We start from the raw sequence: 22,088 nt of genomic DNA, 5'->3' as shown, positions 1-22,088 counted from the left end.
CAGGGGGGACCCTGTGGGAGAGTAGGACGCCGCCGAACTATTTTTGAATGGGAGACCCCCGCACCGGGATACGGTGCGGGGGTTTTCTGCGTTTAGGGTCGTGGTATGCGATACGAACTGGTCATCTTCGACAATGACGGCGTTCTCGTGGACAGCGAGCCGATTTCCAACACCATTCTTGCGGGCTATCTGACCGAGCTCGGTCACCCCACCACGTACGAGGACTCCCTGCGCGACTACATGGGGGCCGCCATGCATCGCGTACACGATCTGATTCTTGAGCGCACCGGACAGCGGCTGCCCGAGAATTTTGACTCGGCCTTTCACTCGCGGGTCTTCGCGGCTTTTGAGCGGGATCTTGAGCCTGTGGCGGGGGCTTTCGAGGTGCTGGAGAAGCTCGTCGCCGGCGGGGTGCCTTACTGCCTGGCCTCGTCCGGGAGCCATGAGCGGATCAGGGTCGGGCATCGGCGTACCGGGCTCGACCGGTGGTTCGATGACGAGCGGATCTTCAGTTCCGAGGATGTGGGGCGGGGGAAGCCGGCGCCTGATCTCTTTCTGCACGCCGCCGAGCGGATGGGTGTCGCGCCCGAGAAGTGCGTGGTGGTCGAGGACAGTCCGCTGGGGGTGCGTGCCGCCGTCGCCGCCGGGATGGATGTGTATGGGTTCACTGCGATGACTCCCGCCGAGAGGCTTTCCGGGGCCACTGAACTCTTCGGGGACATGGGGGAGTTGCCTGACCTGCTGGTATGACGTGAGCGGGGTGGTGCAGGTCGCCGGGCTCGGGCGGTGAGGGGCGGCGCCGGCTGCCCCTGCTTCGTGCGACGTGTGCGAGGAATTGGGTGGGTGATCTATCTACCCACCAGTAGTCAGGGGTTCTACGCTCAGCAGCCATGACGGACGAGCTGCGGCGCGGCAGGGCCTCTTTGGCGTTGAGCTTCCTGGTGCAGGGGGTCACCTTCGCGTTGCTGGTGACGCGGATTCCCGCCATTCAGGATCGCTACGGGATATCCGACGGCCTGCTGCCGGTCTTCCTCGCCGCGGTGCCGATCCTCGCCGGTGTCGGAAGCGTCGGCACGGAGTGGATGGTCAAGAGGGTGCGGCCGAGCCGGGTGCTGCGGTGGTCGCAGCCCGTGGTGCTCCTGGCGCTGCTCGGGGTCGGTGCGGGGGATTCCTTGTGGCAGGTCGCCGTGGCGCTCGGGGTGTTCGGGCTCGCGGTGGGGGCGCTCGACGCGTCCATGAACATGCTCGGGGTGAGTCTGCAGCGGGCTTACGGGCGCAGCATCATGCTCGGGTTCCACGCGGCGTACAGCCTGGGCGGGATCGCGGGGGCGTCGATCGCTTGGGCGGGGGCGCACTGGGATCTGTCGCTGTTCGTGTCGTATCTGCCGGTGGTCGTGGTGCTGCTGCCCGCGGCGTTGGTGGGGAGTCGTTGGTACGTCGATGCCAGTGCCGGTGCCGGGGCTGCTGTGGGTGACGGCGGTGAGGGGAAGGGCGGGCCCGTCGTCTTCAAGGTGCTGCTTCCGCTCTGTCTGGTGATGACCTTCGCGTACATCGGGGACTCGACCGTCTCCAACTGGAGTGCGAAGTATCTGCAGGATGTGTTGGGGAGCTCGGAAGAGGTCTCGACCGTTCCCTACAACGTCTACATGGTCATGACGCTGCTGGGGCGAGGGCTCGGGGACCTGGGGGTCCGGCGGTTCGGGGCCGTGGCGGTGGTGCGGGTTGGGTCGGTGGTGGCCGCGCTCGGGTTCGCGGTCGTGGCTGCGGCGCCCGGGGCGTGGACCGGCATCCTGGGTTTCACCGTGCTGGGGCTCGGGCTGTGCGTGATCGTCCCGCAGACTTTCGCCGCGGCGGGGAGGCTCTTCCCGGGGGCGTCGGATGCCGCTGTGGCGCGGCTCAATGTCTTCAACTACGTGGGGTTCTTGATCGGTTCGCCGCTGGTGGGGGCGCTGGGGGATGCCTGGAACTACCGCGGGGCGATGCTCGTTCCCATGGTGTTGGTGCTCGTGACCTTGTTGTATGCCCGGTCCTTCGCCCCCGGAGCGGACCGATACGGTGACGGGCATGAGCGGCCGCGCACAGTTGATGTGGGACGAGGCAGTAACGGGCTATGACTTCGGTCCTGAGCACCCCATGGACCCGGTCCGGCTCGCGCTGACCAGAAGTCTGGTCGGTGCCTTCGGGCTCGACCGTGAGATGGATGTCGTCGCGGCCAAGCGTGCCGGTGATTCGACGCTGCGGCTCGTGCATCGCGAGGACTATGTGGAGGCGGTCAAGGCCGCGTCCGCCGATCCGTCGTCGGCGGACGGCAGTTATGGCCTGGGCACTCCGGATGATCCTGCCTTCGCGGGGATGCACGAGGTGTCGGCGCTGATCGCCGGGCAGTCGGTTGGGGCGGCCGAGGCGGTGTGGCGCGGGGAAGCGCTGCACGCGGTGAACTTCGCGGGTGGGCTGCACCATGCGATGCCGGGGGCCGCTTCGGGGTTCTGTATCTACAACGATGCGTCGATGGCCATTGCGCGGCTGTTGGAGCTGGGCGCCGAGCGGGTCGCTTATGTGGATGTCGATGTGCATCACGGGGACGGGGTGCAGGCCTCCTTCTGGGACGATCCGCGGGTGCTGACGATTTCGTTGCACGAGCATCCGCGGACGTTGTTTCCGCAGACGGGGTGGTCCTCGGAGACGGGCTCTTCGTCGGCGGAGGGGTCGGCCGTGAATGTGGCGTTGCCGGCGGGGACCGGGGACGCGGGGTGGATGCGGGCGTTCCACGCCGTGGTGCCGGAGTTGCTTGCGGACTTTCGGCCGCAGGTGCTTGTCACTCAGCACGGGGCCGATACGCACTTCGAGGATCCGCTGGCGCATCTTGCCGTTTCGCTGGATGCGCAGCGGGGGGTGCAGGTTGCCTGCCATGAGTTGGCGCATGCGTACGCGGAGGGGCGGTGGGTCGCGCTGGGTGGGGGTGGCTATGCCGTGGTGGATGTCGTGCCTCGGTCGTGGACGCATCTGGTCGCCATCGCTGCGGGGCGGGAGATTTCGCCCTCCGAGGTGATTCCGGAGGCCTGGCGGCAGGAAGTCTTCGCCCGTACGAGGCAGTTGGGGCCGGCGCGGATGACGGATGGGCGGTGGCCTGTCTCCTGGAAGGAGTGGGAGGCGGGGTATGACCCTGCCGATCGGCTTGACCAGGCGGTGTTGGCTGCGCGGCGGGCGGTGTTTCCGTTGCGGGGGTTGTTGGCGTAATCCGGGGCTCCGCCCCGGGCCCCGTGCGGGGGCGCATGGCTGAATCGGTGCCCGGTAGCTGTGCGTTGTGCCCACCCGTTCCGCCGTGCGGAACGCCTGCCCACAACGAGGGCGGCGGGGTGTGGAGCGCGCCTGCCCACAACGAGGCGAGGGGCCGCGGGGGTAGGGGGCATCCGGGACGGTTGGCCGTCGGCTGGGGCCCTGTCGGGGAGGGTACGTCTCGTTACGCCAACTGTGGGGGGTTTCCGGGGTTTTGGGGGTCCCGGGGGGTGGGATGCGCCAGCATCGGCTGGGTGTTGAGCACCGGCGCCCTGCGGGCGCATCTGTTGGCGGCTCGGTTGGCCGGGCCTGTGGCCACGTCCCGGGAAGAGAGCCTGCGGAGCTACCGGCTCTTCGCGGCCCGGGATCCGCGGATACTGCTGGGGCTCGACCCTGAATGGAACTGGGAGTCCCGGGACTTGCTCGGGCTCATGGCCGACAAGTGCGGGGTGTCGGCGGACCCCCGGCACACCACGGGCGCCGATGTCATCGACCCCGAGCGGACGCTGGCCGCGCTCGACGCCTTTGCGGAGCGGCTCGCGGATGCCATGCGGCGGCGGCTTCCCGTGCTCTTCGGGACCGGGCATCCGCACCGGCTGCTCGGGTTCTACGCCGCGTTGGCGGACGCCTTGTCGGCGGCCGGGTGCACCGTCCTCACCCCCGCGCAGGGCAACAGTGTCGACATAACGACCCGGTTCGGCCTACGCACGTACAACCTTGACTACGTACAAGGAGTCGCGCTGGTGCGGGAACCCGGCGTGCGTCCCACCGGGAGTGAGACCGGCGCACACACCCACTCACCGCTCCCGGTTCGGGCCGCCCTCGCGGCCGCCGCGGAGGGTCCGGGACCCCTGCCCGAGCTGGTCATCGGGGACCACGGATGGGTCTGCGGGGCAGGTCAGCTGGGGTTTGAGGCGATCGGTCTGGCGGATACGGATGATCCCGCGCTGTTCGTCGGAGAGGCCGAGGGGCAGGTGTCCGTCGTCGTTCCGCTTGATGACGCTGTGCGGTCTGATTACTACCGACCGCTTACTCGCTATGTACTCAATCGAGCGTGTCTGTCACAGTAGGCGGCCGATGGCTACTCCTCTTCCCCACTCGCATCATCCGCCCCTAGTCTGGGAGTGAGCGCGCAGGGACGAAGAGTCACCGGAAGGGGAAGCCGGTGCCCGTCATGTGCGGAAGGTTCAGGTGGGGTGTCATGGCTGCAGACCAAAGGCCGCTGAACGAGGTTGCGTTTCTGACCGTGGCGGAAGTCGCCGCGGTTATGCGAGTGTCCAAGATGACCGTGTACCGCTTGGTGCACAGCGGTCATCTGCCCGCCATCCGGGTCGGAAGGTCCTTCCGGGTCCCGGAGCAGGCGGTTCATGAGTACCTCCGCGAGTCCTATGTAGGGGTCGAGGCGGGCTGACAGGGTCCCTCGATCCACCTCGATTACGTCCCTCACTCAGAGGCGGGTAGGCTAGGCCGACGTAGGTCGTGTGGGCCCAGTCTGCTGCCCCGCACTTAGTGAAGAGAAGTGAGCGAGGGTAGTCGTGGGCTCTGTTATCAAGAAGCGGCGTAAGCGGATGGCCAAGAAGAAGCACCGCAAGCTGCTGAAGCGCACCCGCGTTCAGCGTCGCAACAAGAAGTAAGCGACAGCTGTACAAGCGCGTCCCGAAGCCCTCCCGCCATCCGGCGGGAGGGCTTCGGCGTTTTCCGCGGAGTTTCCCGGGTTCACCTGGGCTTTTATGGGCCTCTGGTGTGGCTGTCGTCACTTCCTGCAGCAGGCGGTCATCACAGCGCAACATCGACCCGCTAGCGTGTGCCGGGAGAGTGATGACGGTGCGCGTCAGGACTTCGAGGGCTGGGGAAGGCAGGCGCTGATCTTGGGCAAGGTCGTGCTCGTGACCGGGGTGGCTCGACAACTGGGCGGGCGGTTCGTCCGACGCGTCCAGCGCGATCCGGAGGTCGACCGGGTGGTCGCCGTGGACGCGGTCCCTCCCGAGCACCATCTGGGCGGCGCGGACTTCGTCCAGGCCGACATCCGGCAGCCGGCGATCGCCAAGGTGCTCGCCGAGTTCTCCGTGGACACGGTCGTGCACATGGACGTCACGGGCACCGCGCTGGCCGGCGGCAGCCGGGGTTCACTCAAAGAGACCAACGTCATCGGCACCATGCAGCTGCTCGGCGCCTGCCAGAAGTCACCGACGGTCAAACGGCTCGTGGTGAAGTCGTCGACCAATGTGTACGGCTCCGCGCCGCGCGACCCGGCGGTCTTCACCGAGACGACACCGCCGAAGTCGCTGCCCAGCGGCGGCTTCGCCAAGGACACCGTCGAGGTCGAGGGGTACGTACGCGGATTCGCCCGCCGCCGCCCGGACGTGGCGGTGTGTGTGCTGAGGTTCGCCAACATCCTGGGCCCGGCCGCCGATTCACCGCTCGCCGAGTACTTTTCGCTGCCGGTGCTGCCGACCGTCTTCGGTTACGACCCGCGGCTGCAGTTCGTGCACGAGGACGACGCGATCGAGGTACTCCGTCTGGCCGCGCACGACCCGCGGCGCGGGACGCTCAACAGCGGCACGTTCAACATCGCGGGCGACGGCCTGCTGCTGCTCTCGCAGTGCTCGCGGCGGCTCGGACGGCCTACGCTCCCGGTGTTCATGCCCGCGGTCACCTGGGTCGGCCAGGCGCTGCGCACGGTGGGCGTGACGGACTTCTCGCCCGAGCAGATCAGGCTGCTCACCCACGGCCGAGTGGTCGCAACACGGCAGATGCGCGAGACACTGGGCTTCCGGCCCAAATACACCACCGCGGAGACCTTCGCGGATTTCGTACGCAGTCGGGGTCCCGGGCTTCTGCCGCCGCAGGCCGTCGCCGGGGCCTTGGACCGGATCGCCACGCTGCCCTTCGTGGGCAACCAGAGCGCCAACTGAGGAGAGCGTCAACGATGGCGGACGCCAAGGTCATTCCGTTCGACGACGACCGGTCGCGCGGGGGCGCCCAGCGCCCGACGCGGCGCAGGGGCGCGACCCGGCGCAAGAACGATCCGGCAGCCGTGCGTGAGGTCACGGCCATGCCGGCCCAGCAGGACGGCGAGCCGGGGGTGGAGCGGGCCGAGCCGGTGCCTTCGGCGGAGCCGGCGCCGAAGCCGGGAACCGCACCCGAGCCGCGGGGCGGCGGCGGCCTGGAGCGGCGCATCGCGGGCGGGCTCGCGTTCCTGCGGCGGCGGCTCACCGGGGAGTACGAGGTCGACGACTTCGGGTACGACGAGGAGCTCACCGACCAGGTGCTGATGTCCCTGGTGCGGCCGCTGTACGAGAAGTACTTCCGCGTCGAGGTGAAGGGCATCGAGAACATCCCCTCCGACGGCGGGGCGCTGATCGTCGCCAATCACTCGGGGACGCTGCCGCTCGACGGCCTGATGATGCAGGTCGCCGTGCACGACAACCATCCGCAGGCGCGGCATCTGCGGCTGCTCGCGGCGGATCTGGTCTTCATGCTGCCGGTCGTGAATGAGCTCGCGCGCAAGGCGGGGCACACGCTGGCGTGCGCGGAGGATGCCGAGCGGCTGCTTGAGCGGGGTGAGCTGGTCGGGGTGATGCCGGAGGGGTTCAAGGGCATCGGGAAGCCGTTCAGCGAGCGGTACAAGCTGCAGCGGTTCGGGCGGGGCGGGTTCGTCTCCACCGCGTTGCGGACGGGGACGCCGATCGTTCCGTGCTCGATCGTGGGGGCGGAGGAGATCTACCCGATGATCGGGAACGCGAAGACGCTGGCGCGGGTGCTTGGCTTTCCGTACTTCCCGATCACGCCTACGTTTCCTTGGCTCGGGCCGCTGGGGGCGTTGCCGTTGCCGACGAAGTGGACGATTCAGTTCGGGGAGCCGATTCCGACGGATGGGTATCCGCCGGAGGCTGCCGAGGATCCGATGCTGATGTTCAACCTGACGGATCAGGTGCGGGAGCAGATTCAGCACACGCTGTACAAGCTGCTGGTGCAGCGGCGGTCCGTGTTCTTCTGAGGGGGCGGTGTACGGGGCTCAAAACGTCGGCCGGGCTGGAATGTCCAGCCCGGCCGGCGTTCTTGCTACTCGTCCTCGCCCTCGATCTCCAAGCCCGGCAGCAGGCCCGGCAGGAGCGGGGGCACTGTTACGCCCGGCTTGGCCGGGGGGGATTCGTTCTCGGGCTTGCCGTCCGACGGGGTCGGGGTCGTGTCGGTCTTCGGGGGGTCCAGGAGGCCGCCCGTGTTGCCGCCGAGCAGGCCTTCGTCCTCGCCGCTGCCGTACGAGTTCGACGGGTGCGGCTTGTTGTCGTTGCTCGAGCCGCCGCCGGGGGAAGACTTGGGGGCGGACGGGCGGTCGTCCGGGGTGGAGGAGCCGGAGGAGCCCTGGCTTGGCCTGTCCGGGGTGTCGCTGGTGTCCGGGGTGCGGGGGAGCAGGGAGCGGAGCGGGTCCACTTCCTGCTCCATCGCGTCGAAGACCGAGTTGACCTGATCGCCCACGTCGCCCAGTTGGACGGGCAGGCGGCTCTGCAGGTCGCTCCAACTGTTGCGGTGCGACTCGGAGAAGGCGGACAGGGCCTGGATGGGGCCGAGCGATCCGTCCCTCTCGTACGCCTCGTGCAGCAGGCGGTGGCCTTCGGCGGCGTCGTGCTGCATGCCGGAGAGCGCTCGCCTGACCTCGCCGAGGGACTCGTGGTCGAGGTCGCCGGTGCGGCCCCGCTCCATCAGCCGGCGGGCTTCGTTCAGCCGGGTCGAGGCGTGGTCGAGGTAGATCTCGCCCTTGTCGCCGTCGTCGTCGGCCATGCCGAGCTTGATGTCTTCCATGCCGCGCTTGAGGCCGTACAGCGAATCGCCCGGAAGCGCGTCCGAGCTCGCCGCGGCCACTCCGCTGAACGCCCCGGCGGCGACGCCGACGGTGAGCCCGCCCGCGGCGATGCCCTTGGACAGCCGGGAGCGCGGCCGCAGTTTGCGCAGCCCGGTGGCCCGGTGGGCGCCCTTGCGGGACCGCTGTTCGGGCACCGATGTGCCGGTGGTGCCGCCGCCCGCGGCCGTGCCCTCGAGGAGCATGGCCTCCATGGCGGCTACGAGCTGGGCCCGCTGGACCACTTTGACCTCGGGATCAAGCTCCGGCTTCGGCAGCTCGCCGAGGCCGGTCGCCAGGGTCAACATCCGGTCCGGGGCCGCCTGTTCGGACAGCGCTGGATCGGGCGTGACGGAATCGTCGGTCTGCTCGGCCGCCGGGTCCTGGTCGGACTGCTCCTCCAGGGCCTGGGCGAAGGCGTTCGCCCGCCGGTGTGCCGATACGTTCGCGATCACTGGCGGCACCTCCTCTCGTCATGACGGTCGACTCCCCAGGGGGTCCTGAGGGTTGCACACCTTGAGCACATCCACACGAATGAGTGAGCGGAGGTGATCAGGGTGCGACCACAGGGAGCCTGCATCCCGCACAACGAGCGTCGCGGCACTTGGGTTACGGACGAAGGATGATCGGACCGCCAGAAGTCCGTGGCGGCCATCTGGCCGCCACGGAAGGTGAGTTGAGCGCTACCCACGGCTATGGACGGCCGTCGGCGGTCCGTGGCGTCAGCGTGCGTCGTCCGGCAGGAGCCGGGCCAGGGTGCGGACGGCGCGGTACTGGAGGGTCTTGATCGCGCCCTCGTTCTTGCCCATCACCCGCGCGGTCTCGGCGACCGAGAGGCCCTGCAGGAAGCGCAGCGTCACGCACTCCTGCTGCTGGGGGTTGAGGCGGCGCACGGCGTCGAGCAGTGCGGCGTTCGAGAGGGACTCCAGGACGGAGTCCTCGGGGCTGCGCTCGACCTCGTTGGCGTCGAGCATTTCGCCGGTGGTCACTTCGAGGCGGAAGCGGCTCGACTTGAAGTGGTCGGCGACCAGGTTGCGGGCGATCGTGACGAGCCAGGCGCCGAAGTCGCGGCCCTGCCAGGTGAAGGTGCTGATGCGGCGCAGGGCGCGCAGAAAGGTCTCGCTGGTGAGGTCCTCGGCGGTCGCCTTGCCGCCGACGCGGTAGTAGATGTAGCGATAGACCGTGTCGCTGTACTGGTCGTAGAGACGGCCGAAGGCGTCGGACTCGCCGGCCTGGGCGCGCTCGACGAGATCCATCATGCGTGCGCTGTCGCTGTCCGCGGCGGGACGGCGATGGGTGGGGGTTGAGGTGGCGGCAGAGGCGGAACGAGTCCGTCTGCTGACCGCCGCGCCGCTGTCCGCCAGGGCGTAGAGCGGCCCGGCGGGCGTGGGGACGGCAAATGCGGGGACGGCGGGGCCGGCGTACGCGGTGGGGACGAAGCCGCGCAAGCGGTCGGCGACCGTTGCGCGCAGCGTAGCCAGGCCCGAGGCGTCAACCCCGACGTGTGGGTACACGGGACTCCCAGAGGCAGAGCTTCCATCACGTGCAGTGCGGGACCGTTCACTCGTCGTAGCGACGTGTGAGGTCCGTTATGCGTCTGAGGAGAATAACGCTTCGTACAGGCGGCGCTACACCCAGTTGCTTAAATCACCGATTACGTCGCTTGTGTTGCCGATCCGTGCCCGTTCAAGTAGCAGACAGTGAACGGATATTGATCAGGTCGGGTCACATTCCGTCTAAGCGCGGGGCGTGTTGTGGCCGAGTGCTACCAACGGGACTGGCGGGAGCCCGGACGGGGTAGGACCGACGGAATGTTCAGTGGCGGCGGCGGTGCAGGGCGATGGCCGCGGCCGTGCCGCCCGCGATCGCGCCGACGCCCGCGGCGGCCGGGATGCCGACCTTGGCGGCCTTGCGGCCGGTGCGGTAGTCCCGCAGGCGCCAGTCCCGCTCGCGGGCGTGCTTGCGCAGCTTGGCGTCGGGATTGATCGCGTACGGATGCCCGACGAGCGAGAGCATCGGGATGTCGTTGTGCGAATCGCTGTACGCCGCGCAGCGGGCCAGGTCCAGGCCCTCGGCGCCGGCCAGTGCGCGGACGGCCTCGGCCTTCGCGGGGCCGTGCAGGGGCTCGCCGACGAGCTTTCCGGTGTAGATGCCGGTCATGGACTCGGCGACCGTGCCGAGCGCGCCGGTCAGGCCGAGGCGGCGGGCGATGACCGTGGCGATCTCCACCGGCGCGGCCGTGACCAGCCACACCTTCTGGCCCGCGTCGAGGTGGGCCTGGGCGAGGGCGCGCGTACCGGGCCAGATGCGCTCGGCCATGTACTCGTCGTAGATCTCCTCGCCGATGGACATCAGCTCGGCGACGCGGTGGCCCTTGACGATGGACAGGGCGCTGTCGCGGGCGTCCTGCATGTGCTCGGGGTCCTCGACGCCGGCGAGCCTGAACCACGCCTGCTGCCAGGCGAATCGGGCCAGTTCCTGGCGCTCGAAGAACTTCCGCTTGTAGAGGCCGCGGCCGAAGTGGAAGATCGCGGCGCCCTGCATCACGGTGTTGTCGAGGTCGAAGAAGGCGGCGGCCTTGTCGTCGCCGACGACGGGGAACTCCGGCTCCTGGTCCTGTTCGTCGGGCGCGGCCTCCGCCAGTTCCTCCAGCTCCTGGGAGGACTTGCGCGCTGCCTCAGCCGAGGCCTCGCCTGCCAACACGCTCCGCGCCGTGGCGGAGCGCCTACGGGGGGTGAGCCATCCGAGAGCGGCCATGCCGTGAGCATAGCTAGTTCGTTCGGTGGTTCCGGAGTCGGCAGGATTCGACCCTGTGAACTCTTCGCGGCGGCACCGTTAAACGGACGGGCCGCGCGGCGCGTCGGCGGAGCGAGAATGGTGTCATGAGCCCGATTTTTCGCCGTACGGAGAAGAAGCGTCCGCAGGACCGGACGGTCACCTTGATCGGCAAGCCCGGCTGCCATCTGTGCGATGACGCACAGCTGGTGATCGAGAAGGTCTGCGGCGAGCTGGGAGTCGCCTGGGAGAAGAAGGACATCACGCAGGACGAGGAGCTCAACCGGGCCTACTGGGAACAGATTCCGGTGGTTCTGGTCGACGGTGAACAGCACACCTTCTGGCGGGTGAACGAAGATCGACTTCGGCGTGCGCTCGCCTAGTAGTCCGAATCGAGACCGATCGAGACTGACTGAGGAGTCCAAGTGGCCCGAAAGGTCCCTTAGGATCGTGGGCGGTTTTGGTCTCGGGGGCGATGATCGTGAGGAGAGTGTGCGGTTTTGCCCCCATCAAGTGAGCAACGCCGCCGTCTGAGCGCCGGTTCCAGGATCGTGCGCCGGGGGCGCGTGACCCCGGTCACGTTGGCCGGGCAAATCGGACACCATCTTTGTGCACGCGTTCACAAAGACATAGCCTGCATTCGACGGGGCGGTCTGGGGACGTGTGACCGCCTGCAGCCCCGCTCTACCCGCAGGAGCACCGTGGCAACTGGCCGAACTCACCGACCGGCGACCCGCAGCCGAGGGATTCCCGAGGCCACCGTCGCCAGGCTTCCGCTGTACCTCCGAGCCCTCACCGCACTGTCGGAGCGCTCGGTGCCCACGGTCTCCTCCGAGGAGCTCGCGGCCGCCGCGGGGGTCAATTCCGCGAAGCTGCGCAAGGACTTCTCGTACCTCGGTTCCTACGGGACGCGTGGTGTGGGCTACGACGTCGAGTACCTCGTCTACCAGATCTCCCGTGAGCTCGGTCTGACCCAGGACTGGCCGGTTGTCATCGTCGGCATCGGTAACCTCGGCGCGGCGCTTGCCAATTACGGCGGGTTCGCATCGCGTGGCTTCCGTGTGGCCGCGCTCATCGACGCCGATCCGGCCATGGCGGGCACGCCCGTCGCGGGCATGCCGGTGCAGCACACCGACGAGCTCGAGAAGATCATCAAGGACAACGGCGTCTCCATCGGCGTCATCTCGACCCCGGCGGGCGCCGCCCAGCAGGTCTGCGAGCGGCTCGTCGCCGCCGGTGTGACCTCGATCCTCAACTTCGCGCCCACCGTTCTGTCCGTGCCGGACGGTGTCGACGTACGCAAGGTGGACCTCTCCATCGAGCTGCAGATCCTCGCCTTCCACGAGCAGCGCAAGGCCGGTGAGGAAGCGACCGCCGACGAGGCCATGCCGCCCGCCGACGCCAAGCAGCAGCGGAAGGGACCCGACGGGGACGTCCCCGCCGTGATGCCGGCATGAGTCTCCTTGTCGTAGGGCTGAGTCACCGCAGTGCTCCGGTGAGCGTCCTGGAGCGGGCCGCGCTCGCTCCCGATGCGCAGGCCAAGCTCCTGCAGGACACGCTCGCCGCCGAGCCCGCCGCGGAGGCGGCCGTGCTCGCCACCTGCAACCGCATCGAGCTGTACGCCGACGTGGACAAGTTCCACGCGGGCGTCGCCGAGCTGTCCACGCTGCTCGCCCAGCACAGCGGTGTGGGGCTTGAGGAGCTCACCCCTTATCTGTACGTCCACTACGAGGACCGAGCCGTCCACCACCTGTTCTCGGTGGCCTGCGGCCTGGACTCGATGGTCGTCGGCGAGGGACAGATCCTCGGGCAGATCAAGGACACCCTGGCGCGCGCGCAGGAGCTGCACACCGCGGGGCGCCTGCTCAACGACCTGTTCCAGCAGGCCCTGCGGGTCGGCAAGCGCGCGCACTCGGAGACCGGGATCGACCGGGCCGGGCAGTCGCTCGTGACCTTCGGCCTCGAGCAGCTCGCCGGGCGCGAGCCGGTCGAGGCGTGGGCCAAGGGCAAGCGCGCCCTGGTCATCGGCGCCGGATCCATGTCCTCCCTGGCCGCGGCGACGCTCGCGCGGGCCGGGGTCGACGAGGTCGTCGTCGCCAACCGCACCCTGGAGCGGGCCGAGCGGCTCGCCGAGATCTTGGCGGACGGCGGCCACGGCACCAGCGCCCGCGCCGTCGCGATGGACCAGGTGGCGGCCGAACTGACACGTGCCGATGTGGCGGTTTCCTGCACCGGGGCGACCGGGCTCGTCCTGACGGCGGAGGCCGTGACGGCGGCGCTGGCGGGCCGTACGGCTTCGCCGACGGCCGTGGCGACGGCCCACGCGTCGGTGGCGGCCCCGCGGTCGGCCCCCCGCTTCGGGACGGTGACGGGTGGCGCGAGCCGCCCGGCCGACGACTCCGCGGCACGAGGTGCCGAGGGCGCCGCGGCGGACGAAGCCTGCCCGCTCGGCCTCTCCGGCGCGGGTGCGTCGTCGGGGGCCGGCGTGGAAGCGACCGGTGGTTCGCTCGACGGCGCGGCCGTCAACCGCGGCGTCGGGTTCTCCGTCATGGGTGAGGACGCCGTCGCGGGGATGGATGCCGCGACCCTGGAGCAGCACGCCGCCTGGGTCGACAACGCGCCCGCCGAGCGCCGTGACGACGAGGCCCTCGACCTGCGCGCCGAGGCCGGCACCATCACCGCGCTCGCCGCGGCCGTGACCGCCACCGGGCGGGTGCCCGAGCGCCGTGGCCCCTCGATGGTCGAGACCGGGCACGTCCTGCTCGCCCTGCTCGACCTGGCCATGCCCCGCGACATCGACGGCGCCGTGCACCGCATCGACGGCGTACGCCTCGTCGACATCGAGTCGCTCGCCGAGGCGTCCGCCGACGCCCCGATGGCCGACGACGTGGAGCAGGTCCGCGCGATCGTCTCCGACGAGGTCGCCGCCTTCGGCGCCGCGCAGCGGGCCGCGCACATCACGCCGACCGTGGTCGCCCTGCGCACCATGGCCGCCGACGTCGTCGCCGGCGAGATCGCCCGGCTCGACGGACGGCTCCCCGGACTCGCCGAGAAGGAGCGCGCGGAGATCACGCAGACCGTGCGCCGCGTCGTCGACAAGCTGCTGCACGCGCCGACCGTGCGGGTCAAGCAGCTGGCGGGCGAGCCCGGCGGCGCCGGGTACGCGGACGCGCTGCGCACCCTCTTCGACCTCGACCCGCAGACGGTCGCCGCCGTCAGCAGGGCCGACCACCTCAACAACCAGAACGACCAGCACGACGAGAACAACGACCCGAATCGAGGCCGGGCATGACCGAGAGGGCACTCAGGCTCGGGACCAGGCGCAGCAAGCTGGCCATGGCCCAGTCCGGCCAAGTGGCCGAAACAGTGAGCCAGTTGACGGGCCGCCCCGTGGAGCTCGTGGAGATCACGACGTACGGCGACACGTCGCGTGAGCACCTGGCGCAGATCGGCGGCACCGGCGTCTTCGTGACCGCCCTGCGCGACGCGCTCCTTGCCGGCGAGGTCGACTTCGCCGTGCACTCGCTCAAGGACCTGCCGACCGCCCAGCCCGACGACCTGGTGCTGGCCGCCGTGCCGCTGCGCGAGGACCCCCGTGACGTGCTGATCGCGCGCGACGGCCTGACCTTCGCGGAGCTGCCGAACGGCGCGCGCATCGGCACGGGTTCGCCGCGCCGCATGGCGCAGCTGAACGCCTATGCGCGGAACCACGGCATGACCATCGAGACCGTGCCGATCCGCGGGAACATCGACACCCGCATCGGATTCGTGCACAAGGGGGAGCTCGACGCCGTCGTGCTCGCCGCCGCCGGACTCCACCGCGTCGGCAGGATCGACGAGGTGACCGACTTCCTGTCGGTCGACACAGTTCTGCCCGCCCCCGGCCAGGGGGCACTGGCGATCGAATGCGCCGCGTCCAACGCGTCGCTGACCGCCGCGCTCGCCGAGCTCGACGACCCGTACACCCGGGCCGCCGTGACCGCCGAGCGATCCCTGCTCGCCGCCCTGGAAGCCGGTTGCAGTGCGCCTGTCGGCGCGCTGGCCGACTTGCTGGCCGACGGGCAGATTGTCAAGGAAATGCGCCTGCGCGGCGTCGTCGGAACAACCGACGGCTCGACGCTGGTGCAGCTGTCCACCACCGGTCCCGTGCCCGAGACGCATGACCAAGCCTTGGCGCTCGGCCGCGAACTCGCTGCCGAGATGCTTGCCAAGGGCGCGGCCGGTCTGATGGGGGAGCGAGTACTTTGAGCCCCACCTCGAACCTTCCCGGCCTTCCCGCACACGGGCACGTCACCTTCCTGGGTGCCGGACCCGGAGATCCGGGACTGCTCACTCTGCGCGCTGTCGAGGCGTTGGCCCGGGCGGACGTCCTGATCGCCGAGCCGGATGTGCTCGACGTCGTGCGCGCGCATGCCCGGGGAGGTGTGGACACACCTCACCCGCAGGCAGTTGACGACGCGTCAGCTACCACCGATGCGCCCTCTCTTCGAGCCGCGACCAATCTTGTCATGGAGGCAGCGAGGGGCGGCAGGCGGGTCGTGCGTGCCGTCGGCGGCGACCCCGGCCTCGACACGTACGCCGCCGAGGAGATGCTGGCCTGCGCCGCCGCGGGCATCTCCTTCGAGGTGGTGCCCGGCATCGCGGCGGCGGTCGGTGTGCCCGCCTACGCGGGTGTTCCGCTGCGCGACGCCCAGGGCACCGACGTACGTTTCGTCGATGCCCGCACCGCTTCCGACCGCTGCTGGAGCGAGGTCGGCGCGTCCGACGGGACCGTGGTGGTCTCGACGGCGCTCGACTCCGTCGCGGCGGCCGCCGGTGAGCTGGTGGCCGCCGGGCGCAAGCCCGACACCCCGATGACGGTGACCGTCGCCGGTACGACGACGCGCCAGCGCACCTGGACCGCGACGCTCGGCACCATCGCGCAGGTCCTGAAGCAGGCGAAGGTGCTGCCGTCGCCCGACGGCGGGCAGCCCGTCATAGCCGTGGTCGGTGAGCGCTCCGCCGCCGCCCAGCGCGACCAGTTGTCGTGGTTCGAGTCGAAGCCGCTCTTCGGGTGGCGCGTGCTCGTCCCGCGTACGAAGGAGCAGGCGGCCTCGCTCTCCGACCAGCTGACGTCGTACGGCGCCGTGCCGCACGAGGTGCCGACGATCGCCGTCGAGCCGCCGCGTACGCCGCAGCAGATGGAGCGTGCGGTCAAGGGGCTCGTCACCGGGCGGTACGAGTGGATCGCCTTCACCTCGGTGAATGCCGTCAAGGCCGTACGCGAGAAGTTCGAGGAGTACGGGCTCGACGCCCGTGCCTTCGCCGGGATCAAGGTCGCGGCGGTGGGCGAGCAGACCGCTGCCGCGCTGATCGCCTTCGGCGTGAAGCCCGATCTGGTGCCGAGCGGTGAGCAGTCGGCCGCGGGCCTGCTTGAGGACTGGCCGCCGTACGACCCCGTCTTCGACCCGATCGACCGGGTCTTCCTGCCGCGCGCCGACATCGCCACCGAGACGCTGGTGGCCGGTCTCATCGATCTTGGGTGGGAGGTCGACGACGTGACCGCCTACCGGACGGTGCGGGCGTCGCCGCCGCCGGCGGAGACGCGTGAGGCGATCAAGGGCGGCGGCTTCGACGCCGTGCTCTTCACTTCTTCGAGCACGGTGCGGAACCTGGTCGGTATTGCCGGCAAGCCGCACAACGTGACCGTCATCGCCTGTATCGGCCCCGCCACGGCGAAGACCGCCGAGGAGCACGGGCTTCGGGTGGACGTGATGGCTCCCGAGCCGTCGGTCCACAAGCTGGCCGAGGCGCTGGCCGAGTTCGGTTCCCGCCGCAGGGCGGCCGCGCTGGAGGCCGGTGATCCCGTCACGCGGCCGAGTGAGCGGCGGCCGGGTTCCCGTAGGCGGCGTACGGCACCCTGACCCTGCGGGGCGGGCGGAGCCGGGCGTACCGTAGTCACCGGCTTCGCCGAGTTCGTCCTCAAACGCCGGACGGGCTGGTTGCAACCAGCCCGTCCGGCGTTTCGGGATCGAGGTTGTGTGTGGCCGGGGATCACACAGAACAGCGTGAGGTGAGAGAGATCGTGACCAAGTACGGATCCTTCCCCGGGGCGCGGCCCCGTCGGCTGCGGACCACCCCCGCCATGCGGCGCATGGTCGCGGAGACCCGTCTCCACCCGGCCGATCTGATCCTGCCCGCGTTCGTGCGCGAGGGGATCAGCGCTCCCGTGGAGATCGGCGCGATGCCCGGCGTCGTCCAGCACACCCGCGACAGCCTGAAGAAGGCCGCCGTCGAGGCGCTGGAGGCGGGGGTCTCCGGGATCATGCTCTTCGGGGTTCCCGAGGAGGAGAAGAAGGACGCCGCGGGGACCGTCGGCACGGACCCGGACGGGATCCTGCAGCTGGCGCTGCGGGACGTACGCGCGGAGGTCGGTGACGACCTCATCGTCATGTCCGACCTGTGCCTCGACGAGTTCACCGACCACGGGCACTGCGGAGTGCTCGACGAGCAAGGCCGTGTCGACAACGACGCGACCCTGGAGCGGTACGCCGAGATGGCCCAGGTCCAGGCCGACGCGGGGGCCCATGTGGTGGGTCCGAGCGGCATGATGGACGGTCAGATCGGTGTGGTCCGGGACGCGTTGGACCAGACGGGCCACGAGGACGTGTCGATCCTCGCGTACACGGTGAAGTACTCGTCGGCCTTCTTCGGCCCGTTCCGCGAGGCCGTCGGTTCGTCCCTGAAGGGCGACCGCAAGACCTACCAGCAGGACCCGGCCAACGCCCGGGAATCCCTCAGGGAGTTGGCGCTCGACCTCGAAGAGGGCGCCGACATGGTGATGGTGAAGCCGGCCGGACCCTACCTGGACATCCTGGCGCGGGTCGCCGACGCGGTGGACGTGCCGGTGGCGGCGTACCAGATCAGTGGCGAGTACGCGATGATCGAGGCCGCCGCCGAGCGGGGCTGGATCGACCGGGACAAGGCGATCATGGAGTCCCTCACCGGCATCAAGCGGGCGGGCGCGAACATGATCCTCACCTACTGGGCCACCGAGGTCGCCAAGCAGCTGTGACAGGTTGACCTCAAGCTTGCTTGAGGTTGCAGGGTGGTGTGCATAGACGTTCTGAGGAGGACATATGCGCGCCGTGGTTCTGCATGAGTTCGGGCCCGCCGAGAATCTGACGTACGAGACCCTGCCCGACCCCGTCGCGGGGCCGGGCCAGGTGCGGATCTCCGTGCGAGCGGCGGGAGTTCACTTCGTCGAGACCGTCATGCGGCGGGGCGACGCGAGCGACATGGCGCCGCCGCTGCCCGAGCTGCCTGCCGTGTTCGGCGGGGAGGTCGCGGGGGTCGTCGACGCGGTCGGGCCCGATGTGGATCCCGGCTGGCTCGGGCGGGCCGTCGTCACCCCGCGCAGCGTGCCCGGCGGGTACGCCGAGCTGGCCGTGGCCGATACGGGGCAGCTGCACGAGGTGCCGGACGGGCTCGGACACGAGGCCGCCGTGTCGATGGTGATGACCGGGGTGACGGCCATGGGGCTGCTTGATGTCGCTCAACTCACCTCCGACGACGTGGTGTTGGTGACGTCCGCCGCCGGCGGGGTCGGGCGGCTCGTCGTCCAGTACGCCGTGGAGCTCGGAGCCGTCGTGATCGGTGCCGCCGGCGGGCCCGACAAGGTCGAGGCCGTCTGGGGGCTCGGCGCCGATCTCGCCGTCGACTACAACGAGCCCGGCTGGACCGATCTCGTGCGGGAGCGCCTCGACGGGCGGAGCGTGAGCGTCGTACTCGACGGGGTGGGCGGCGAGAAGTCCGCTGCCGCCTTCGGTCTGATCGGTGACGGCGGCCGGTACGTGGTCATCGGGTGGTCGTCCCAGGAGGGCTTCGAGCCGGACGCGGGTGTGGCGGAGCGGCGGGGGATCTCTGTCGCCAACGCCCTGCTGCGGCTGATGGAGCACCCCGAGGACGGGCCCGGGCACGAGCGGCGGGCCCTGGAGGCCGCCGCCAAGGGGGAGTTGGTGCCCGCGGTGCAGACGTTCCCGCTGGCGGACGCGGCCCTGGCCCATGCGGCCATGGAGCGGCGGGAGACCACGGGCAAGGTCGTGCTCGTGCCGTAGCGCTCTGCTGGGTTTGCGGGTGATGAACTGCGGGTTGGTGGGGGCTGGTCGTGCCCACGCGGCGGAGCCGCACATGTCAGAGCCCCGCGCCCCTTACGGGGCGGGGAGCACCGGTCAGTTCTTCTTGAGCAGGGTCGCCAGGCGCGAGAGTCCGTCCGCCGCGTGGCCCTCGGCGATCGAGCGGTCCAGGAGACCCTGGAGCGGCGCGAACAGCTCGTCGCTGATGCCGGCCTGGGCGTACGCCGTAAGGAAGTTGGGCAGCGCGGCCTGGTTGATCTCGAGCGACGAGACGTCCGTGAGGTGCTGCCCGGAGTCCAGTGCCTCGGCCACACCGGGGACGACACCGTCCGTCATGGCGTCGACCCAGTCCTTGAGCAGCGGCGCGAACTCGGTCGCCGGCACGCCCGCGCTGCCGATCAGGGCGTAGGCCTGGACGACGCCCATCACCATGCCGTACATGCCGGTGAGCAGGGAGAGGTCGTAGAGGGCTGCGAGACCGGGGTCCTTGCCGACCCACTTGGTGTCGGCGAGCGCGGCGAGAGTGGGGCGGTGCGTCGCGAAGGCGTCCTCGTCCGTGCCGCTGTAGAGGATGTACGCGGCGGGCGTCGCGATCATCTGCGGTACGGCCATGATGCCGCCGTCGATGTACGTGATGCCGTGCTCCGCCGCCCAGTCGGCCAACTCCCTTGCCTGGCCGGGCGTTCCGTTGGTGAGGTTCACGACCGTGCGGCCCGCGAGGGCGTCCGTCTCCGGGGTGAGGAGGGCGCGGACGCCGTCGTTGGTGGTGAGGCAGACGATGACGAGCGGGGCGGCCGTGATGGCCTCCGCGGCGGTCGCCGCCGGGGTCGCGCCCTGGGCGACCAAAGGGCCCGTCTTGGCGGCGGTGCGGTTCCAGACGGTCGTCGGGTGGCCCGCCCTGATCAGCGCGGCGGCGAGGGCGGAGCCCATCAGGCCGAGGCCGAGGACGGATACGGGGGCGTTGTCGCTGGGCACGGAGGCTCCTTCGGAAGGGCGTCTGGGGATGCCTTGATCCTCGGGGGGTCCTTCGGACAGAACAAGTACCGACTTTTTGGTGCGGTACTTACCGAATGGTGTGTGAGCTGGTCAGGGCGGTGGACCAGGGGGATGTCACATCTTGCCGAGCCCGTCCGTCAGACATGTGTAGCCACAAAGAAGCGATACAGAGGAGTTCGTCATGGAAGCCAGGCTGAACCTGTTCGGCAACGAGGTCACCAACAAGCTCGTGCGGCACTTCAACTCGGCGGGCAAGGTCATCTCGGACTCGACGCTGCCTGCCGAGACGCAGGAACTGGTGAAGATCCGCGCCAGCCAGATCAACGGCTGCGGTTTCTGCACCGACATGCACACCAAGGACGCTGCCGCCGCCGGTGAGACCTCGGTGCGCCTCAACCTGATCGCGGCCTGGCGCGAGGCGAAGGTCTTCAGCGACGCCGAGCGTGCCGCCCTGGAGCTGACGGAGCAGGGCACCCGTATCGCGGACGCGGCGGGCGGGGTCACCGACGAGGCGTGGGCGAACGCCGCCAAGCACTACGACGAGGAGCAGTTGGCCGCGCTGGCGTCCCTGATCGCCCTCATCAACGCCTACAACCGCGTGAACGTCATCGTGCAGCAGCCGGCGGGCGACTACGAGCCCGGCATGTTCGGGTGACCAGAAGTGGCCGGTAGCCCGAACTGCCTCACCCCTCCCGTCCGGCGGCGTGCTTGGATGGATCTCGGGGGTTGACGGCAGGGGAGGGGCTCGGTGGGCGGCGCGGGGGACTTCGCGGAGTTGTTGCGGGAGCTCAAGGGGCGGTCCGGGCTCAGTTACGGGGCGTTGGCCAAGCGGCTGCATGTGAGCACGTCCACGTTGCATCGGTACTGCAACGGGGATGCGGTGCCCACGGCGTTCGCGACGGTGGAGAAGCTGGCCCGGCTGTGCGATGCGTCGCCGGAGGAACTGGTCGAGGTCCACCGGCGGTGGATTCTTGCCGACGCGGGGCGGGGGAAGCGGGGCTCTGCCGACCCTGGTGGCCCGGCAGTTGGGCCTGCGCTCGCCGACCCTGGTGGTCCGGTAGCCAGGCCCGCGCTCGCCGACCCGCAGGAAGAGCAGCCAGCAGCGGCGGACGTGCCGGCAGCGCGGCCTCGGGGCCTGCGGCGGCGTGCCGTTGCTCTCGCCGCTGTGGCCGTAGCCGTGGTCCTCGCTTCAACCGCCCTTGCCCTGAACGGAGTTCCGGGCAAGGGCGATGCAGATGGAGATGGAGACGGCGGCAAGCGGAAGGGGGCCGTGACCGCCGGCGGCGGGCCCTCGGCCTCTGCTTCCGCCTCTCCCTCCAAGGGTGCGGAGCACGCGCCCGACGGCAAGGAGAAGAAGAGCTCCGCCTCCGCCTCCGCCTCTGAAGGGCGCAAGGGCGGCGCGGCCGGCGGCGGCGCCAAGTCCCCCTCCCCGCAAGGGGACGAGCGCGGCGGCGACCTCGGCGTGCCCCTCGCCGCGCGCACCAGGCCGTACGTCTACGAAGAGCCCTGCAGCCAGCACTTCCTGATCGACCGCAAGCCGAACCAGGTGCCCCGGCCGCCGGTCGAGCAGGACGCCCCCGGCTGGGCCGCCGACCTCGGGGCCGTCTCGTCGGGCGAGCAGTTCATCGAGGTCACCCTGCAGGGCATGGGCAAGGACACCGTCGTACTGCAGGGCATGGACGTCCGCGTACAGAGCACCGCGTCGCCACTGGACTGGAACGACTACGCGATGGGAGTCGGCTGTGGCGGCGGCGTCGACACCAAGTCCTTCGGCGTCGACCTCGACGACGCCGCGCCGCGTGTCGCGCCCAAGGCGGGGCAGCGGGACTTCCCGTACAAGGTGAGCGAGAGCGACCCCGAGGTCTTCTACATCAAGGCCAACGCCGAGGCGCACGACGTCCGTTGGTATCTGGAACTGGAGTGGTCGAGCGGCGAACGGCACGGGGTGCTCCGCATCGACGACCAGGGCAAGCCGTTCCGCACCAGCGGCCGCGAGGGGCGGCCGACGTACGGCTGGCCCAACGGCGGCTCGCAGTGGATCGCCCCGCTCGACGGGTGAGCGTCCTCGACGGGTGAGCGCCGAGGAA

21 protein-coding genes are annotated in these 22,088 nt (G+C 69.9%); 17 read left to right on the top strand and 4 right to left on the bottom strand.

What is annotated here, in order from left to right:
• The first annotated feature begins 105 nt into the window (after positions 1-105).
• The 8 genes from AB0G47_RS40390 (at position 106) to AB0G47_RS40355 (ending at position 7,276) form a co-directional block, all read left to right on the top strand.
• Positions 106-750 (top strand): HAD family hydrolase, encoded by a 645-nt coding sequence (locus AB0G47_RS40390; RefSeq protein ID WP_360780957.1) that lies wholly within the window; start codon positions 106-108, stop codon positions 748-750.
• 140 nt (positions 751-890) lie between these two features.
• A complete protein-coding gene (locus AB0G47_RS40385) occupies positions 891-2,114 on the top strand; it encodes an MFS transporter (protein ID WP_360780954.1) in 1,224 nt (407 codons plus the stop codon).
• A complete protein-coding gene (locus AB0G47_RS40380; protein ID WP_360780951.1) occupies positions 2,065-3,237 on the top strand; it encodes an acetoin utilization protein AcuC in 1,173 nt (390 codons plus the stop codon). Before AB0G47_RS40385 ends, AB0G47_RS40380 begins: the two co-directional genes overlap by 50 nt.
• 293 nt (positions 3,238-3,530) lie before the next feature.
• Positions 3,531-4,346, top strand: a complete 816-nt coding sequence (locus tag AB0G47_RS40375; RefSeq protein WP_360780948.1) for a phosphatase — start codon at positions 3,531-3,533, stop codon at positions 4,344-4,346.
• Between the two features lie 131 nt (positions 4,347-4,477).
• The gene (locus AB0G47_RS40370; RefSeq protein ID WP_266863634.1) at positions 4,478-4,687 is read left to right on the top strand and encodes a helix-turn-helix domain-containing protein; all 210 of its coding nucleotides are present in this window, start codon (positions 4,478-4,480) and stop codon (positions 4,685-4,687) included.
• A 124-nt stretch (positions 4,688-4,811) separates the two neighbouring features.
• On the top strand, positions 4,812-4,910 hold the full coding sequence (locus AB0G47_RS40365; protein ID WP_003948845.1) for an AURKAIP1/COX24 domain-containing protein: 99 nt from the start codon (positions 4,812-4,814) through the stop codon (positions 4,908-4,910).
• A 234-nt stretch (positions 4,911-5,144) separates the two neighbouring features.
• Complete coding sequence (locus tag AB0G47_RS40360) at positions 5,145-6,191, top strand: NAD-dependent epimerase/dehydratase family protein (RefSeq protein ID WP_360780944.1); 1,047 nt, start codon at positions 5,145-5,147, stop codon at positions 6,189-6,191.
• 14 nt (positions 6,192-6,205) lie between these two features.
• Positions 6,206-7,276, top strand: a complete 1,071-nt coding sequence (locus AB0G47_RS40355) for a lysophospholipid acyltransferase family protein (protein ID WP_360780942.1) — start codon at positions 6,206-6,208, stop codon at positions 7,274-7,276.
• Positions 7,277-7,341: 65 nt separating this feature from the next.
• On the opposite strand, the gene AB0G47_RS40350 is transcribed toward AB0G47_RS40355, so the two are convergent.
• The 3 genes from AB0G47_RS40350 to AB0G47_RS40340 all read right to left on the bottom strand — a co-directional run bounded on the left by AB0G47_RS40350 (position 7,342) and on the right by AB0G47_RS40340 (position 10,873).
• On the bottom strand, positions 7,342-8,571 hold the full coding sequence (locus AB0G47_RS40350) for a DUF5667 domain-containing protein (protein WP_360780939.1): 1,230 nt from the start codon (positions 8,569-8,571) through the stop codon (positions 7,342-7,344).
• A gap of 267 nt (positions 8,572-8,838) precedes the next feature.
• Positions 8,839-9,630: an ECF subfamily RNA polymerase sigma factor, BldN family gene (locus AB0G47_RS40345; RefSeq protein WP_266863626.1), complete on the bottom strand. Its 792-nt coding sequence runs from the start codon at positions 9,628-9,630 to the stop codon at positions 8,839-8,841.
• Between the two features lie 301 nt (positions 9,631-9,931).
• Positions 9,932-10,873 (bottom strand): HAD-IB family hydrolase, encoded by a 942-nt coding sequence (locus AB0G47_RS40340; RefSeq protein ID WP_360780936.1) that lies wholly within the window; start codon positions 10,871-10,873, stop codon positions 9,932-9,934.
• A gap of 125 nt (positions 10,874-10,998) precedes the next feature.
• On the opposite strand from AB0G47_RS40340, the gene AB0G47_RS40335 reads away from it, so the two are divergent.
• The 7 genes from AB0G47_RS40335 to AB0G47_RS40305 all read left to right on the top strand — a co-directional run bounded on the left by AB0G47_RS40335 (position 10,999) and on the right by AB0G47_RS40305 (position 18,987).
• Positions 10,999-11,274, top strand: a complete 276-nt coding sequence (locus AB0G47_RS40335) for a glutaredoxin family protein (RefSeq protein WP_360780933.1) — start codon at positions 10,999-11,001, stop codon at positions 11,272-11,274.
• A gap of 318 nt (positions 11,275-11,592) precedes the next feature.
• Positions 11,593-12,348 (top strand): redox-sensing transcriptional repressor Rex, encoded by a 756-nt coding sequence (locus tag AB0G47_RS40330; RefSeq protein WP_360780930.1) that lies wholly within the window; start codon positions 11,593-11,595, stop codon positions 12,346-12,348.
• Positions 12,345-14,183 carry a glutamyl-tRNA reductase gene (locus AB0G47_RS40325; RefSeq protein WP_360780927.1) on the top strand — a complete coding sequence of 613 codons (1,839 nt, stop codon included), beginning with the start codon at positions 12,345-12,347 and terminating at the stop codon, positions 14,181-14,183. The genes AB0G47_RS40330 and AB0G47_RS40325 overlap by 4 nt, the downstream gene beginning before the upstream one ends.
• On the top strand, positions 14,180-15,139 hold the full coding sequence (gene hemC / locus AB0G47_RS40320) for a hydroxymethylbilane synthase (protein WP_360780924.1): 960 nt from the start codon (positions 14,180-14,182) through the stop codon (positions 15,137-15,139). Before AB0G47_RS40325 ends, hemC begins: the two co-directional genes overlap by 4 nt.
• The gene (locus AB0G47_RS40315; RefSeq protein WP_360780921.1) at positions 15,136-16,794 is read left to right on the top strand and encodes a bifunctional uroporphyrinogen-III C-methyltransferase/uroporphyrinogen-III synthase; all 1,659 of its coding nucleotides are present in this window, start codon (positions 15,136-15,138) and stop codon (positions 16,792-16,794) included. The genes hemC and AB0G47_RS40315 overlap by 4 nt, the downstream gene beginning before the upstream one ends.
• A 161-nt stretch (positions 16,795-16,955) precedes the next feature.
• Positions 16,956-17,945, top strand: coding sequence for a porphobilinogen synthase (hemB, locus tag AB0G47_RS40310; RefSeq protein WP_360780918.1), 990 nt, complete (start codon positions 16,956-16,958; stop codon positions 17,943-17,945).
• A 64-nt stretch (positions 17,946-18,009) separates the two neighbouring features.
• Positions 18,010-18,987, top strand: coding sequence for a zinc-binding dehydrogenase (locus AB0G47_RS40305; protein ID WP_360780916.1), 978 nt, complete (start codon positions 18,010-18,012; stop codon positions 18,985-18,987).
• A 114-nt stretch (positions 18,988-19,101) separates the two neighbouring features.
• Here AB0G47_RS40305 and AB0G47_RS40300 read toward each other — a convergent pair whose 3' ends face one another.
• A complete protein-coding gene (locus AB0G47_RS40300; protein WP_360780913.1) occupies positions 19,102-19,980 on the bottom strand; it encodes an NAD(P)-binding domain-containing protein in 879 nt (292 codons plus the stop codon).
• 202 nt (positions 19,981-20,182) lie between these two features.
• Between AB0G47_RS40300 and AB0G47_RS40295 the strand changes: the two genes are divergently transcribed.
• A complete protein-coding gene (locus AB0G47_RS40295; protein ID WP_360780910.1) occupies positions 20,183-20,656 on the top strand; it encodes a carboxymuconolactone decarboxylase family protein in 474 nt (157 codons plus the stop codon).
• A 93-nt stretch (positions 20,657-20,749) separates the two neighbouring features.
• The gene (locus AB0G47_RS40290; RefSeq protein ID WP_360780907.1) at positions 20,750-22,060 is read left to right on the top strand and encodes a helix-turn-helix transcriptional regulator; all 1,311 of its coding nucleotides are present in this window, start codon (positions 20,750-20,752) and stop codon (positions 22,058-22,060) included.
• The last annotated feature ends 28 nt before the right edge of the window (positions 22,061-22,088 follow it).

This window comes from Streptomyces sp. NPDC021622 (assembly GCF_040640795.1).
GTDB lineage: Bacteria > Actinomycetota > Actinomycetes > Streptomycetales > Streptomycetaceae > Streptomyces.
The sequence above is the reverse complement of the archived record's forward strand: the minus strand, read 5'-3'. Positions and strand labels throughout refer to the sequence as shown.